We start from the raw sequence: 15,166 nt of genomic DNA on the forward strand, positions 1-15,166 counted from the left end.
GGTGCTTGGTAATCCCACGATAACAACGAAGCACCGGCCTATCTCGTTTGTGCGTCCTGCACTGCCGCCGGCGGCGTTCTCAACAACGCCCGAAATGTCCCTGGGACATCAGCCCTCCGCAGTCCTCAGATAGCGACGGTCGTAACAGCACCGGCCGTTGCAGAACTTCGAAGGCGGCACCCTCCTTGTCGGCACCACGCAGTCCGGCAAGGGTGTCGCCCTCGCCCACCTGATCACGCAGGCGGTGCGCCGCGGCGACGTCGTCGTGGTCGTCGTGGTCGTCGATCCCAAGAACAGCCGCCGCCTCAAGCGCGTCGTCGAGCGCGCCTGTGCCGGTTCAAGGCGACCGCGTTGCAGCCGACTGGAATCGGCTGGTTTCGATCCGTCACCGACGTCGCGGGTGAGCAGCTGGGCTGCGAGGACTTCGAGATGTGCAATGGAGATCGCGTTTTCGGGCTGTTCTGACCGGTTCCGAACGCCTACCTGGGGCCCTTGGAGCCCTTCAGGTTGGGCTGCACCCCGCACAAGGCAGCAGCCCCCGGCTATGCAGCATCCTCATTGCCTTGAGCAGCCCCCCCACGGCGCCGCCCAAGCCGTCTGCGCCTGCACACGTCACGAGTGTGCATTGGGGAAGCCATCCGTCGGTCCAGAGGCGCACCGATTTGCGACATCAATATCCCCTGTGAATTTCTTGATACCGCCGGTGGGAAGATTTACTTCGGCCTTAGGGGTGGGCCTGTTTTGATGGCGCCCTACGATTCAAAAACGATTCACTCCTCCCCGGACACAAATGTTCGCAAAATTTCTTTTGGCGCTGCCGATTACATTTTGCGCCTTGACTTCTCACGGCGCGATTCCATATGCACCGAAAGTCGTCGAAATATTCAACCCTGCCGCGGGTCGAGACCCCAATCTCGCTCGACTTACGGTACGCGCTGCATCGGATAACTCCACGCCTGGGGAGCGAATTACTGTTGGCGGCATCACGCTTTGTTCGCGCAATGAATGTGTGAAAGCCTACACAGCCAACAAGTCAATCGATTTAACCGATACCCGGGATGGCAAGGCAAGTGATCTGATCGACCTGCAAGTGCCGCTCATGCCCATCGAGAGCATTCACTTTGATTCCATCGCGGGAGATAAGACGCTACAGGGAGAAATCCATCTCGACAATGCGTTGGAACTGAAGAAGGACTTGGAAGGTGGTGAGATTCTGGTTCTCGTCACGCCAGGCGCGGCGAATGGGCGAGCCGTCTATGTCCCGACGCAAGCAGTGGGCTTGATGTTCAGTTCGCAGCGGGAGTCCGTCTACTACAGTCCCAAGGTGGCGACATCTGCACGGGTTCGACTGAATACTCGCCTCGATGTCCCTCGGGGCGCCACGAACCGCGCGCAGATCTTCAGTGTGGCAGTGCATGACACCGGCGATTCGCTGCCGATGGTCGACATTTATCCGCCCATCGATTTGGCGGTGCCGGCCAGCGTCACGAGCCGACGCATCGTCCGCATGAAGCCAGGGCAGACGCGTTCGATGGGCGACCAGGACGCCTCGAGTGGCGAGGAGACCGTGCCGATCTCCAGGACCGGTGTTGTGCGGATGAGCAACCCATCCGAGGGCGTCCCGGCTCCAGCAAGTTCTCCCGGAAAAGTTTCGGCTGCAGCAGCGACGGACCAGTGCATAGGCTTCCTGCACGACAGCGCCACGGCTATCGGATCTTCGTTGTCAGCTACCGGCTCGGTTTACCTCAAGGGCTGTGAAACCGCCTCCCCCTTCGTGCACATCGCCGTCGCCAACAATTCTGATGGTCGAGAGCGGCTCATGCTGCGCTACAACAAGGTAGGCAGTTCGAGCCAGTTGAATCTTCTCCCCATTGAAAACCTGAGTGGCAATTCGCAAATCAGCCTGAATGGATTCACCTGGGTTGGCGATAGTGGCATTGGCGCCGGTCACGGGAATGTGCGAGGCTTCGTCCAATACAACGAAGATGTATTGGGGAGCAATCGTGTTAACGGCGGAACGGACGGAGCCTATGATGGCAACAAACTAGTGTTCCTCATTCAACCATTGATTCCCGCGCGTTGGAAAGAAGGGTCGCAGCCACCGCTTTGGACGACCGGGAGCGAGGGCGTCACATATCCATATGCTGTTGTCAGCTCATCGACCTCAATATTGAAGAACGGGAATTGCTCTGGCGATAGCACGTCCAATCAATGGTCAGCCATTGGGACCACGCCGGGCAATCGCCTGATATTCATTTCATCGACCTCGTCGGGCTCGACGTCGGCAGCGGATCTGTGCGCCGTATTCCAGGCTCTCGGGGCCAACTTCGCCATTCGGCTCGACGGCAGCACGGCCGCTGGGATGACGATCGACGGGATCCGGAAGAATCCGATCACAGGCGCCGCGTCATTCATCTACGGACCCTCACGCTACATCGCCTACGCGCTGGCCATGATTTATCCGGTTGGAACGCCGGGGCCGACACCAGTGATCGAGCCGCCGACGATCGTGAATCCACCCAAGGATCCTTGCAAGATCAATCCTGCTGCTTGTGCCCGAGGGGCCGGATCGTCCTAACGGGGGCGGCTCATGCTGGTGTGCCCGGGCAGCGCGAACGTCCGAATTGCAGTACCAGTCCTTGATACGCTGCCCGTACCAGCACGAGCCCGAGGCATATCTCCACGGAAGCGCATTCCTGAGACGTACGCTGCAATCGGTGCATGCAAAGCTTCTTCCTGATAGCGAAGCCGCTGGTCCAGGACTCGACGATGATGAAGTTGCACGAGTTGCTGGACTGGGCCGGGATCGCACACAAGCCCAAGGGTTTGTACAAGCGCGAGGCCACGCACGTGACGGCCCGAAGGGCTGAAACCCGTGTGTCATGCGCAGGCGCCTCTCGGCGGGGCGCCGCAAGCGGGAGCGTCTGGCTGCTGATTCCGGTGGTCTTGACCACCACCTGTGCCGGTTCCAATTGAACGCGCTGCAGCCGGCTGGAAAAGGCTGAGTGCAGCCACTCGTTTCGCAAAGTTCTTGCACTAGTCGTTGGAAGTCAGCGCACATCGCGGGACGGCCCGGAACAAAAAAGGCCTAAGTGCTTGATTCACTTAGGCCTTTCGGACTTTCAGGGACCGTCTAGGACGTCCCGAGATCATTAGATGGTGGAGCCGGGGGGAATTGAACCCCCGTCCGCAAGCCATCACCGGGCAGATCTACATGCTTAGCCGGTTGATTTGAATCTCGCGGTCAACTCGCGCAATGGCACGCTAGCTTTCCCGCCAGTCACTTGATCTCACGCCCTACCGAGTGACCCGGTACGACGCCAGCCGATGTGAGTGACTTCTCAGCCTCGCCCCTTGCGGAACTCGGCCCGGCCCATCGGCCTGCCGTTGAGAAGCTCAACCGCAATTAAGCGGCGAGTGCGAACGTAGAGTCGTTTGCAGTTACTTTGTTTCCAGTGGTTTTACGAGCGGACTGGTGCTCGGCATGCCCTACTCCGGATCCGCACCCACGTCGAAACCAGGTCGGCCCCAGAATTGAGTATTTTAGGCCAAACCGAGCTGCTTCAAGAGGTCGCCGGGCGCCGCCAGTTCGATGTCGGCTCCCCAGCGGCCATGATCGGCCTGCGGGCCCAGATAACCCCAGGCCGCCACCGCCGTCGCCATGCAGGCGCTGCGGCCGGCCATGATGTCGCGCTCGTCGTCGCCCACGTAGAGGCAGGCCTGCGGCGGCACGCCCAGGCGGCGCGCGGCCTCCAGCAGCGGCGCAGGATGAGGCTTGGTATGGCCGGTGGTGTCGCCGCCCACGACGGCCGCCGCGTCCAGACCCAGGGCGGCGGTCAGCGGCAGCGCGAAACGCTCGGCCTTGTTCGTGACGATGCCCCAGGCCAGCCCGGCCGCAACCAGCCCGGCCAACTCCGCTTCGACGCCGGCAAAAGGCTTGGTGCGGTCGTACATCAGGTCCTCGTAGCGGTCGAGGAACTCGCGCTTGAGCTCCTCGTAGCCGGCCTGCCCCGGCGCGCTGCCGAAGGCCTGGGCCAGCATGCCGCGCGCGCCCGACCCGCCATGAGGGCGGTACTGGGCCAACGGAAGCAGTTCCAGGCCGCGCTCGGCGCGCATCGCGTTGGCCGCGCGCGCGAGGTCCTCGGCGCTGTCGATCAGGGTGCCGTCGAGGTCGAACAGCACGGCGCGCAGCCGTGCCCAGCGGGGCGCCAGCGGCTTCACAGCGGGCGCCGGCAGGCCATCAGGTAGTTGACGCCCGTGTCGCTGCCCAGGCTGTAGCGCTGCGTCACCGGGTTGTAGGTCAAGCCGCGGCTGGCCTGCGGCTCGAGACCCGCATCGCGGCAGAACTGCGCCAGCTCGGACGGGCGCAGGAAGCGCGCGTACTCATGCGTGCCCCTGGGCAGCATGTTCATCACGTACTCAGCGCCGACGATCGCGAGCAGGAAGGCCTTGGCATTGCGGTTCAGCGTCGACAGGAACACCCAGCCGCCGGGCTTGACCAGCGTGGCGCAGGCGCGCACGACCGAGGCCGGGTCGGGCACATGCTCCAGCATCTCCATGCAGGTGACCGCGTCGAAGCCGGCGGGTTGCTCGGCCGCCAGGGCCTCTACCGCGATCTCCCGGTATTCGACGCCCTCGGTTCCGGCCTCCATCGCGTGCAGTTCGGCCACGCGCAGCGGCTTGGTCGACAGGTCTATGCCCAGCACCTGGGCTCCGGCCCGGGCCATGGAATCGCTCAGGATGCCGCCGCCGCAGCCCACGTCGACGACGCGCTTGCCCGCCAGCGGGCAGAGCTGCTGTATCCAGCCCAGGCGCAGCGGATTGATCTGGTGCAGGGGCTTGAAGTCACTTTCGGGGTCCCACCAGCGGTGGGCCAGCTCGCCGAATTTGGCGAGCTCGTGCGGGTCGGCGTTGATCGTCATGACGGATTCGGAAAAAAGAAAAGCCCCGACGGCGGGCCGTGCGGGGCTTTGTGCAAAGCGCCCGAGGGCGCTCAGCTTACTTGTTGCGCGTACCGACGACTTCGATCTCGGTGCGGCGGTTCTTGGCGCGGCCTTCCGCGGTCTTGTTGTCGGCCACGGGCTGCTTCTCGCCCTTGCCTTCGGTGTAGACGCGGTTCGGCTCGACACCCTTGCTCACCAGATAGGCCTTGACGGCTTCCGAGCGGCGGATGGACAGCTTCTGGTTGTAGGCATCGCTACCGATCGAGTCCGTGTGGCCGACGGCGATGATGACTTCCAGGTTGATGCCCTTGGTCTTGCTGACCAGGTCGTCCAGCTTGGCCTTGGCTTCGGGCTTCAGCGTCGACTTGTCGAAGTCGAAGAAGGCGTCGGCGGCGAAGGTGACCTTCTCGCTGACCGGAGCGGGCGGCGGGGGCACGGGCTTCGGGGGCGCCGGCGGGGGAGCCGGGGGCGGGGGAGCAACGGGCTTGGGCTCTTCGACCTTGGGCACCGGCTTGATTTCGCCGTCGCAGCCCTTGGCAGCCGTAGCCGGCGTCCAGAAGTTGTCGCGCCAGCAGTATTCGTTGGTGCCGTTCTTCCAGACGGTGCCGTCGGTTGCGCGCCAGTTGTCGATGGCCTGTGCCGACGCCGACGATGCCGCAGCGGCGACCGCAGCCATCGCAAACAGCGACGCCACGCGATTCAGTTTCTTCATGATTCTCCTCTCAAGGAATGCCGCAGTTGCCCTGCGAGAGTCAGTACTCGAACCTCAAACCTCAGGAGAGACTTTAGGGTTTCTCCTAGGGACTCGACGATTGTGCCATGGGGGCACCGGGACGGACGCATTGTGGCGGCCTACGTTCGTGGGCACGGTGACGATGTTGCGCTGCTGCTACATGGGGCGCGCCGCTTAGAATTTGCGTCTTTCACCCACACCCTGACGCCGTCGCGCCAGTGTTGCGCACGAGATCGAGCCCGCATGACCCAGTTCGCCAAGGAAACCCTGCCGATCAGCCTCGAGGAGGAGATGCGCCGCTCCTACCTCGATTACGCGATGAGCGTGATCGTCGGCCGCGCCCTGCCCGATGCCCGCGACGGCCTGAAGCCGGTGCATCGCCGCGTGCTGTACGCCATGAACGAGATGGGCAACACCTACAACGCCAAGTACCGCAAGAGTGCGCAGGCGGTGGGCGAGACCATGGGTAAATATCACCCGCACGGTGACTCGGCGATTTACGACACCATCGTCCGAATGGCGCAGCCCTTCAGCCTGCGCCACATGCTGATCGACGGCCAGGGCAACTTCGGCTCCATCGACGGCGATAACGCCGCCGCGATGCGATACACCGAGATTCGTCTCGACAAGATCGCCCACGAGATGCTGGCCGACATCGACAAGGAAACCGTCGATTTCGGACCCAACTACGACGGCAGCCATAAGGAACCCCTGGTACTGCCCACCCGTTTGCCGCAACTGCTGGTCAATGGGTCCGCGGGTATTGCCGTGGGTATGGCGACGAATATCCCGCCGCACAACCTGAACGAAGTCGTCGACGCCTGCCTGTTCGCGCTGAAGAGCCCGGAATGCACGGTCGACGAGCTGATGGAGATCATCCCGGCGCCGGACTTCCCGACCGCCGGCATCATCTACGGTCTGGCCGGCGTGCGCGACGGCTACCGCACGGGCCGCGGCCGCGTCGTCATGCGCGCCAAGGTGCACTTCGAGGACATCGACAAAGGCAACCGCCAGGCCATCATCGTTGACGAGATCCCCTACCAGGTCAACAAGAAGACGCTGCTGGAGCGCATCGCCGAGCTGGTTCACGAGAAGAAGATCGAGGGCATCAGCCACATCCAGGACGAGTCCGACAAGTCGGGCATGCGCGTGGTCATCGAACTGAAGCGCGGCGAAGTACCAGAGGTCGTCCTGAACAACCTCTACAAGCAGACCCAGCTGCAGGACAGCTTCGGCATGAACATGGTCGCGCTCGTCGACGGCCAACCCAAGCTGTGCAATCTGCGCGACATGGTCATCGTGTTCCTGGAACACCGCCGCGAGGTGGTGACCCGCCGCACGATCTATGAGCTGCGCAAGGCCCGCGAGCGCGGCCATGTGCTGGAAGGCCTGGCCGTCGCGCTGGCCAACATCGACGAGTTCATCGAGACCATCAAGTCCTCGCCGACGCCGCCGGTCGCCAAGGCGGCGCTGATGTCCAAGCGCTGGGATTCGTCCCTGGTGCGCGAGATGCTCGCGCGCGCCGAGGGCGGCAGCCAGGCCTACCGCCCCGAAGGCCTGGAAGCGCAGTTCGGCATGCAGCCGGACGGTCTCTATAGCCTGTCCGACGCCCAGGCCAGCGAAATCCTGCAGATGCGCCTGCAGCGCCTGACCGGCCTGGAGCAGGACAAGATCGTCGGCGAGTACCGCGACGTGATGGCCGAGATCGCCGACCTTCTGGACATCCTGGCCACGCCCTCGCGCGTGACGACCATCATCAGCGAGGAACTGACCCAGCTGAAGACCGAGTTCGGCCAGACCAAGCTGGGCGCGCGCCGCAGCGTCATCGAGCACAACGCGCAGGAGCTGGGCACGGAAGACCTGATCACGCCCACCGACATGGTCGTGACGCTGTCGCACACCGGCTACATCAAGAGCCAGGCGCTGAGCGAGTACCGCGCCCAGCGTCGCGGCGGCCGCGGCAAGCAGGCCACGGCGACCAAGGACGACGACTGGATCGACCAGCTCTTCATCGCCAACACGCACGACTGGATCCTGTGCTTCTCCAACCGCGGCCGCGTCTACTGGCTCAAGGTCTGGGAAGTGCCGCAGGGCTCGCGCAACTCGCGCGGCAAGCCCATCGTCAACATGTTCCCGCTGCAGGCCGACGAGAAGATCACCGTCGTGCTGCCGCTCACCGGCGAGTTCCGCAGCTTCCCCGAGGACCACTTCATCTTCATGGCCACGGCCATGGGCACGGTGAAGAAAACGTCCCTCAAGGACTTCAGCAACCCGCGCAAGGCAGGCATCATCGCCGTCGACCTCGATGAAGGCGACCACCTGATCGGCGCCGCGCTGACCGACGGCCACCACGACGTGATGCTGTTCAGCGACGGCGGCAAGGCCGTGCGCTTCGACGAGGACGATGTGCGACCCATGGGCCGCACCGCCCGCGGCGTGCGCGGCATGATGCTGGAGCCTGACCAGCGCCTGATCGCCATGCTGGTGGCCGAGGACGAGACGCAGAGCGTGCTGACCGCCACCGAGAACGGCTACGGCAAGCGCACCAGCATCGTCGAATACACCCGCCACGGCCGCGGCACCAAGGGCATGATCGCCATCCAGCAGAGCGAGCGCAACGGCCGCGTCGTCGCCGCCACGCTGGTCCGCCCGGAAGATGAAATCATGCTGATCACCGACAAGGGCGTGCTGGTGCGCACCCGCGTCGGCGAGATCCGCGAACTCGGCCGCGCGACGCAGGGCGTCACGCTGATCGCGCTGGACGACGGCGCCAAGCTGTCGGGCCTGCAACGCATCGTCGAAAACGACGCCAATGAGGCCGACACCGGCGCCGAAGGCGGCGAGGACGGTGCCAGCGGCGAATCCCCCGAAGCTCCCAAGGACTGACTGACATGACTTCTCGCAAGCTGGGCCTGGCCCTCGCTCTGGCCCTGACCGCCGGCACCGCGCTGGCCGAGCCGTCTCCCGCCAAGAAGACCTTGATCGACAAGATCGTCGCGCAGCAGCAGGGGCTGGCCGAGGGCCTGACCGCCAACATCATCCAGGGCCCGCTGTCCCAGCTGACCCTGGCCGGGCGCGCCGCGCTGATGCAACTGCCGGCGGACAAGCGCGAGGCAACGGCCAAGGCCATGGACGGCGAACTGAAGAAGTTCGTCGACGAGAACGTGCCCTATCTGAGGGACAAGATCGCCAAGGCCGTGCCGAGCACCGCTTCGGCACTGCTGGATGAACGCTTCAACGAGGACGAACTGAAGCAGATCCTGGCATGGGCAGAATCCCCCGTCAGCCAGAAGTTCGGCCTCGCCAACGTCGAGCTGCAGAAGGCGGTTGCGCAGAAGGTCATGGCCGAAGCCGGCCCGACGCTGGACGGCCGCTTCAAGGCACTGAATGCCAGCGTGGCCAAGCATTTGGGGGCGCCGGCGCCCGGTGCCTCTGCGCCCAAGGCGGCCCCTGCGCCGGCACCGGCGCCCAAGAAGTAGTTCTCACCTCTCGATGACCTCGTCCCGCCCGTTCAACTTCTCCGCCGGCCCCGCCACCCTGCCCGAACCCGTGTTGCGCCAGGTGGCCGCCGAGATGCTGGATTGGCATGGCAGCGGCATGAGCGTCATGGAGATGAGCCACCGCGGCAAGGAGTTCGGCGCCATCCTCGAAACGGCGCTGGCCGACCTGCGCGAGCTGCTGGCGGTGCCGAGCAACTTCCGCGTCCTGTTCATGCAGGGCGGCGGCCTGGGCGAGAACGCCGTCGTGCCGCTGAACCTCAGCCGCGGCGGCAAGGTCGACGTCGTCGTCACCGGTTCCTGGTCGCGCAAGAGCGCGGCCGAGGCGCGCCGCTACGCCGACATGCAGATCGCCGCCGAAGGCGACGGCCGCAGCATCCCGCGGGACTGGCGGCTGCGCGACGACGCCGCCTACGTGCACGTCTGCAGCAACGAGACCATAGACGGCGTCGAGTTCCACGACCTGCCGCACCTGGCCAACGGCGTGCCGCTGGTCATCGACTGCTCCTCCCACATGCTGTCGCGCCCCATCGATTGGGGCCGCGTGGGCCTGGCCTTCGGCGGCGCGCAGAAGAACATCGGCCCGGCCGGGCTGACGCTGGTGTTCGTGCGCGACGACCTGCTGGGCCATGCGATGGACATCTGCCCAACGGCCTTCAACTACGAGACCGTGGCGGCGAACAACTCCATGTACAACACGCCGCCGACCTTCGGCATCTACGTTGCCGGCCTGGTGTTCCAATGGGTCAAGCAGCTCGAATACGCCGGCCGGCGCGGTCTCGCGGCCATCGAGCAGCGCAACATCGACAAGGCCGCCCTGCTCTACGCGGCGCTGGACGGCTCCGGCTTCTACGAGAACCGTGTCGACGCCGGCTGCCGCTCGCGCATGAACATCCCCTTCTTCCTGAAGGACGAATCGCTCAACGAACGCTTCCTGACCGAGGCCAAGGCCGCCGGGCTGCTACAGCTCAAGGGCCACAAGTCGGTGGGCGGCATGCGCGCCTCGCTCTACAACGCGATGCCGCTGGAAGGCGCGCAGGCGCTGGTGAGCTTCCTGAAGGATTTCGAGGCCCGCCATGGTTGATCCCGTCGCCTCCCAGGCCCTGCTCGCGCTGCGCGGCCAGATCGACACCCTGGACAAGCAGCTGCTGGAGCTGCTGAACCAACGCGCCCGTGTGGCCGAACAGGTCGGCGAGATCAAGCGTGCCGAGGGCACGCCTTTCTTCCGCCCAGACCGTGTCGCCCAGGTCATCGAGAAGATCCGCGCCGCCAACCCCGGTCCGCTGCGAGCCGAGCATGTGTCGGCCATCTGGCGCGAGATCATGTCGGCCTGCCTGGCGCTGGAGTCGCCGCAGCGCGTCGCCGTGCTGGGCCCCGTCGGGACCTTCTGCGAACAGGCCGCCATCGAGTACTTCGGCGGCGCGGCCGATCTGGTCTATTGCACCAACTTCGACGAGGTCTTCCACGCCACGGCCAGCGGCAGTGCGCAGTTCGGCGTCGTCGGCGTAGAGAACATGACCGAGGGCGTCGTCACGCGCTCGCTGGACCTGTTCCTGCACACGCCCTGCCACGTCGTCGGAGAGGTGTCGCTGCTGATCCGCCACAACCTGATGCGCAAGGACCCGTCCATGCACGGCATCGAGGCCGTGCTGGCGCATCCGCAGGCCCTGGCCCAATGCCAGAACTGGCTGAACAAGCATCTGCCGGACGTCGAGCGCCGCGCCGTCTCCAGCAACGCCGAGGGCTCGCGGCTGGCCGCCACCAACCCGGCCTGGGCGGCGCTGGGCAGCGAGCGCGCCTCCACGCTGTTCGGCCTGCACATCACGGCGCATGCCATCCAGGACGAGGCCTACAACCGCACCCGCTTCGCCGTCATCTGCCTGCCGCAGACCATGGCCACGCCGCCGGCCACCGGCCGCGACTGCACCAGCCTGGTCGTCTCGGTGCCCAACCGGCCCGGCGCCATGCACGACCTGCTGGTGCCGCTGAAGACCCACGGCGTGTCCATGACCCGCCTGGAATCCCGCCCGGCCCGCACCGGCCAGTGGGACTACTACTTCTACATCGACCTGGACGGCCACCCCAGCCAACCGAACGTCGCCGCAGCGCTGGCGGAATTGCGCGAGCTCTGCGCGTTCTTCAAGATGCTGGGTGCCTACCCGGTCAAAGCGTAAGGGCGATCCATGTTCCAGCAGCTTGGCGTGATCGGATGCGGCCTGATGGGCGGCAGCTTCGCGCTGGCGATGAAGAAGGCAGGGCTGGTGCGCCGCGTCGTCGGCTACAGCAAGTCGCCGTCGACGACGGAGCTGGCCAAGAAGCTGGGCGTCATCGACGTGGCGGCCGAATCGGCGCTGCAAGCCGTGTCGGGCTCCGACATCGTGCTGATCGCCGTACCGGTCTCGGCCACCGAGAGCACGCTGAAGGCCATCCGCCACCTGGTGAACCCGGGTGTGCTGTTCATGGACGTGGGCTCCACCAAGTGCGACGTCATCGAGGCGTCGCGCCGCGCCCTGGGCGAGCGCGCCGCCAGCTTCGTGCCCTGCCACCCCATTGCCGGCAAGGAGTCGGGCGGCGTGCAGCATGCCGAGGCCACGCTGTACGAGGGCCGCCAGGTCATCCTGACGCCCCAACCCTTCACCAACCAAGTGCTGGTGCAGCGCGCCACCGACGTCTGGTCGGCGCTGGGCGCGACCGTGCTGAAGATGCGGCCGCACAACCATGACGCGGCCTTCGCCGCCGTCAGCCACCTGCCGCACCTGCTGGCCTTCGCCTATTTCCAGGCCATCGCCGAGCAGCCCGCCGCACGCGACTACCTCAGCCTGGCCGGCCCGGGCTTTCGCGACTTCACGCGCATCGCTGCCGGCGAGCCGGCAGTCTGGCGCGACATCCTGCTGGCCAACAAGCATGAGGTACTGGCCCAGTCCAAGCGCTTTCGCACCATGCTGGACCAGCTCGAGGCCTTGATCGAGGCCGGCGACGCGGCGGCACTCGAAGCCGCGCTGCGGCCCATCGCCGAAGGCCGCGAGGCCTGGGGCAACTCCCTTCCCGCTGTCCCTCCCGGCCGTCCGGCCGGCAAGTGATGTTCAAGATCCCCTTCCTCGACCTGCCGCCGCTGCGCGGCGCCGCAGGCACTGTGCGCCTGCCCGGCTCCAAGAGCATCTCCAACCGCGTGCTGCTGCTGGCAGCACTGAGCGAGGGCCGCACGGTGGTGCGCGACCTGCTGGCCTCTGACGACACGGCCGTCATGCTGGACGCGCTGCGCGCGCTGGGCTGCGGCGTCGCCCGCGACGGCGACACGGTCAGCATCGTCGGCCTGGGCGGCAAGCTGCTCGCCAAGCAGGCCCAGCTCTTCCTCGGCAACGCTGGCACGGCCATGCGCCCGCTGACCGCGGCACTCGCGGTGCTGGCCGCCACCCAGGGTGGCAGCTTCGAGGTTTCCGGCGTGCCGCGCATGCACGAGCGGCCTATCGGCGACCTCGTCGACGCGCTGCGCGGCCTGGGCTGCGAGATCGACGACCTGGGCAATCCCGGCTACCCGCCGTTGCGCCTGCGCGGGCCCTCCAAGCTGGCACTGGACACAGCCGTGCGCGTGCGCGGCGACGTGTCCAGCCAGTTCCTGACCGCCCTGCTGCTGGCCCTGCCGCTGGTCGCCGAACGCGACATCCGCATCGAGGTCATCGGCGAGTTGATCTCCAAGCCCTACATCGAGATCACTCTGGCCCTGCTGGCGCGCTTCGGCATCGAGGTGAAGCGCGAGGGCTGGCAGGCCTTCATCATTCCGGCCGGCAGCCGCTACCGCTCGCCGGGCGAGGTCTTCGTCGAGGGCGACGCCTCGTCGGCGTCCTACTTCGTCGGCCTGGGCGCCATCGCGGCGACGGCCGCGCCCATCCGCATCGAAGGCGTGGGCAGCGAGTCGCTGCAGGGCGACGTGCGCTTCATCGAGGCCGCCGCCGCCATGGGCGCCGACGTCAAGGCCGGCCCGAACTGGCTGGAGGTGCGCCGCGGCGCCTGGCCGCTCAGGGGCCTGACGCTGGACTGCAACCACATACCCGATGCGGCGATGACGCTGACCGTCATGGCCCTGTATGCCGACGGCCCGACGACGCTGACCAACATCGCCAGCTGGCGCGTCAAGGAGACCGACCGCATCGCCGCGATGGCCGCCGAGCTGCGCAAGCTGGGCGCGACCGTCGACGAAGGCCCGGACTGGATCCGCGTTGAGCCGCTGCAGGACTGGAGGGCCGCGTCCATCCACACCTACGACGACCACCGCGTCGCGATGTGCTTCTCGCTGGCCGCCTTCAACGGCCTGGTCGCCAAGGCAGCCCAGCCGGTGCGCATCCTGGAGCCGCACTGCGTCGCCAAGACCTTCCCGGACTACTTCGAGACGCTGTTCAGCGTCGTCAGCGTGAACCCGGCCGACGTGCCCGTCATCACCATCGACGGCCCGACCGCCTCCGGCAAGGGCACGCTGGCCGACGAAACGGCCAGGGCACTGGGCTTCGGCGTGCTGGATTCAGGCGCCCTCTACCGCGTCACCGGCCTGGCTGCCCGCCGCGCAGGCCTGGACCTGGACGACGGCAAGGCCGTCGCCGCCCTCGTGCCGACGCTGCAGCTGCGCTTTGCCGACGGCCATGTCTTCCTGGGCCAGGAGGACGTCAGCGCCCGGCTGCGCGCCGAGGCGACAGGCCTGCTGGCCTCGCAGGTCGCCGTCCACCCCGAGGTGCGCCAGGCCCTGCACCAGCTCCAGCTGGACTTCCGCCGCCTGCCCGGCCTTGTGGCCGACGGCCGCGACATGGGCACGGCCGTCTTCCCGGACGCTCCGCTCAAGGTCTTCCTGACCGCCAGCGCCGCCACGCGCGCCGAGCGGCGGCATAAGCAATTGATTTCCAAAGGGATTTCCGCTAATATCGAGAGCTTGCGCGCTGATTTGGAGGCGCGGGACGAGAGGGACAGGACCCGCTCGGCCTCGCCACTGACCGCCGCGCAGGACGCGCAGTTGCTCGACAACTCGGCGCTGACCATCGAAGCCTCGGTGGATCAGGTGCTGGATTGGTGGCAGCAGCGCAGGCCGTTCTGACGTCGGTACGCCGATTTCCAGTGCGACCCAGGCCCGCCGGCCTCCATCGGGCGCCAGCCCGATTGCCAGGAACGACGCAAGTCGCTCACGGCCGACGGATCTCAACAACTTAACCCCGCAGGCTTGCCTGCACCGCCGCGCCGGTTTCTGCCGGCGCATCAGGATCTAACCAACATGTCCCAAACCCAAACCGCCCAAGCTTCCGGCATGGAATCCTTTGCCGCCATGTTCGAGGAGTCGCTGCAGCGCTCCGACATGCGCGCTGGCGAAGTGATCTCGGCCGAGGTCGTTCGTGTCGAGCACAACTTCGTCGTCGTCAACGCCGGCCTGAAGTCCGAGGCCTATGTGCCCATCGACGAATTCAAGAACGACCAGGGCGAACTGGAAGTCCAGGTCGGTGACTTCGTCTCCGTCGCCATCGACGCCATCGAAAACGGCTACGGCGACACCATCCTGTCGCGCGACAAGGCCAAGCGCCTGGCCTCGTGGCTGAGCCTGGAAACGGCCCTGGAGTCCGGTGACTTCGTGACCGGCACCGTCTCCGGCAAGGTCAAGGGCGGCCTGACCGTCCTGGTCAACGGCATCCGCGCCTTCCTGCCCGGTTCGCTGCTGGACACCCGCCCGGTGAAGGACATGAGCCCGTTCGAGGGCAAGACCATGGAATTCAAGGTCATCAAGCTCGACCGCAAGCGCAACAACGTTGTGCTGTCGCGTCGCGCCGTGGTGGAAGCCTCCATGGGTGAAGAGCGCGCCAAGCTGCTGGAAACGCTGTCGGAAGGCGCGATCGTCCAGGGCGTGGTCAAGAACATCACCGAGTACGGTGCGTTCGTGGACCTGGGCGGCATCGACGGCCTGCTGCACATCACCGACATGGCATGGCGCCGTGTCCGCCACCCGAGCGAAGTCGTTCAGG

Annotated in this window: 12 protein-coding genes and 1 other RNA gene; 9 read left to right on the plus strand and 4 right to left on the minus strand. The window is 65.9% G+C overall.

Annotated elements, in window-relative coordinates:
- Nucleotides 1-790 precede the first annotated feature (790 nt).
- Nucleotides 791-2,578: a phosphodiester glycosidase family protein gene (locus JOY88_RS16530; protein WP_293503731.1), complete on the plus strand. Its 1,788-nt coding sequence runs from the start codon at nucleotides 791-793 to the stop codon at nucleotides 2,576-2,578.
- A 143-nt stretch (nucleotides 2,579-2,721) separates the two neighbouring features.
- Nucleotides 2,722-2,976, plus strand: a complete 255-nt coding sequence (locus JOY88_RS16535; RefSeq protein ID WP_293503732.1) for a hypothetical protein — start codon at nucleotides 2,722-2,724, stop codon at nucleotides 2,974-2,976.
- Nucleotides 2,977-3,157: 181 nt separating this feature from the next.
- On the opposite strand, the gene ssrA is transcribed toward JOY88_RS16535, so the two are convergent.
- The 4 genes from ssrA to ompA all read right to left on the minus strand — a co-directional run bounded on the left by ssrA (nucleotide 3,158) and on the right by ompA (nucleotide 5,655).
- Nucleotides 3,158-3,530: a transfer-messenger RNA gene (ssrA, locus tag JOY88_RS16540) on the minus strand.
- 13 nt (nucleotides 3,531-3,543) lie between these two features.
- Nucleotides 3,544-4,221 carry an HAD family hydrolase gene (locus tag JOY88_RS16545; protein WP_293503733.1) on the minus strand — a complete coding sequence of 226 codons (678 nt, stop codon included), beginning with the start codon at nucleotides 4,219-4,221 and terminating at the stop codon, nucleotides 3,544-3,546.
- Entirely contained in the window at nucleotides 4,218-4,922 is a 705-nt protein-coding gene (gene ubiG, locus JOY88_RS16550; protein ID WP_293503734.1) for a bifunctional 2-polyprenyl-6-hydroxyphenol methylase/3-demethylubiquinol 3-O-methyltransferase UbiG, read from the minus strand. Before ubiG ends, JOY88_RS16545 begins: the two co-directional genes overlap by 4 nt.
- 76 nt (nucleotides 4,923-4,998) lie before the next feature.
- A complete protein-coding gene (gene ompA / locus JOY88_RS16555) occupies nucleotides 4,999-5,655 on the minus strand; it encodes an outer membrane protein OmpA (RefSeq protein ID WP_293503735.1) in 657 nt (218 codons plus the stop codon).
- Between the two features lie 264 nt (nucleotides 5,656-5,919).
- Here ompA and gyrA point away from each other — a divergent pair, with 264 nt between their 5' ends.
- From gyrA to JOY88_RS16590, 7 genes are all read left to right on the plus strand, one after another.
- Nucleotides 5,920-8,562 carry a DNA gyrase subunit A gene (gyrA, locus tag JOY88_RS16560; RefSeq protein WP_293503736.1) on the plus strand — a complete coding sequence of 881 codons (2,643 nt, stop codon included), beginning with the start codon at nucleotides 5,920-5,922 and terminating at the stop codon, nucleotides 8,560-8,562.
- Nucleotides 8,563-8,567: 5 nt separating this feature from the next.
- Entirely contained in the window at nucleotides 8,568-9,155 is a 588-nt protein-coding gene (locus tag JOY88_RS16565) for a DUF2059 domain-containing protein (protein ID WP_293503737.1), read from the plus strand.
- 13 nt (nucleotides 9,156-9,168) lie between these two features.
- Nucleotides 9,169-10,257 carry a 3-phosphoserine/phosphohydroxythreonine transaminase gene (gene serC, locus JOY88_RS16570; protein WP_293503738.1) on the plus strand — a complete coding sequence of 363 codons (1,089 nt, stop codon included), beginning with the start codon at nucleotides 9,169-9,171 and terminating at the stop codon, nucleotides 10,255-10,257.
- Nucleotides 10,250-11,347 (plus strand): prephenate dehydratase, encoded by a 1,098-nt coding sequence (gene pheA, locus JOY88_RS16575; RefSeq protein WP_293503739.1) that lies wholly within the window; start codon nucleotides 10,250-10,252, stop codon nucleotides 11,345-11,347. Before serC ends, pheA begins: the two co-directional genes overlap by 8 nt.
- A 9-nt stretch (nucleotides 11,348-11,356) precedes the next feature.
- Nucleotides 11,357-12,253 carry a prephenate dehydrogenase gene (locus tag JOY88_RS16580; RefSeq protein ID WP_293503740.1) on the plus strand — a complete coding sequence of 299 codons (897 nt, stop codon included), beginning with the start codon at nucleotides 11,357-11,359 and terminating at the stop codon, nucleotides 12,251-12,253.
- Nucleotides 12,253-14,253: a bifunctional 3-phosphoshikimate 1-carboxyvinyltransferase/cytidylate kinase gene (locus JOY88_RS16585; RefSeq protein ID WP_293503741.1), complete on the plus strand. Its 2,001-nt coding sequence runs from the start codon at nucleotides 12,253-12,255 to the stop codon at nucleotides 14,251-14,253. Before JOY88_RS16580 ends, JOY88_RS16585 begins: the two co-directional genes overlap by 1 nt.
- Before the next feature lie 207 nt (nucleotides 14,254-14,460).
- Nucleotides 14,461-15,166, plus strand: a 706-nt coding sequence (locus JOY88_RS16590) for a 30S ribosomal protein S1 (protein ID WP_524539228.1), incomplete at its 3' end; no start/stop codon positions are given.

This window comes from Roseateles sp., from assembly GCF_019237615.1.
Taxonomy (GTDB): domain Bacteria; phylum Pseudomonadota; class Gammaproteobacteria; order Burkholderiales; family Burkholderiaceae_C; genus Pelomonas.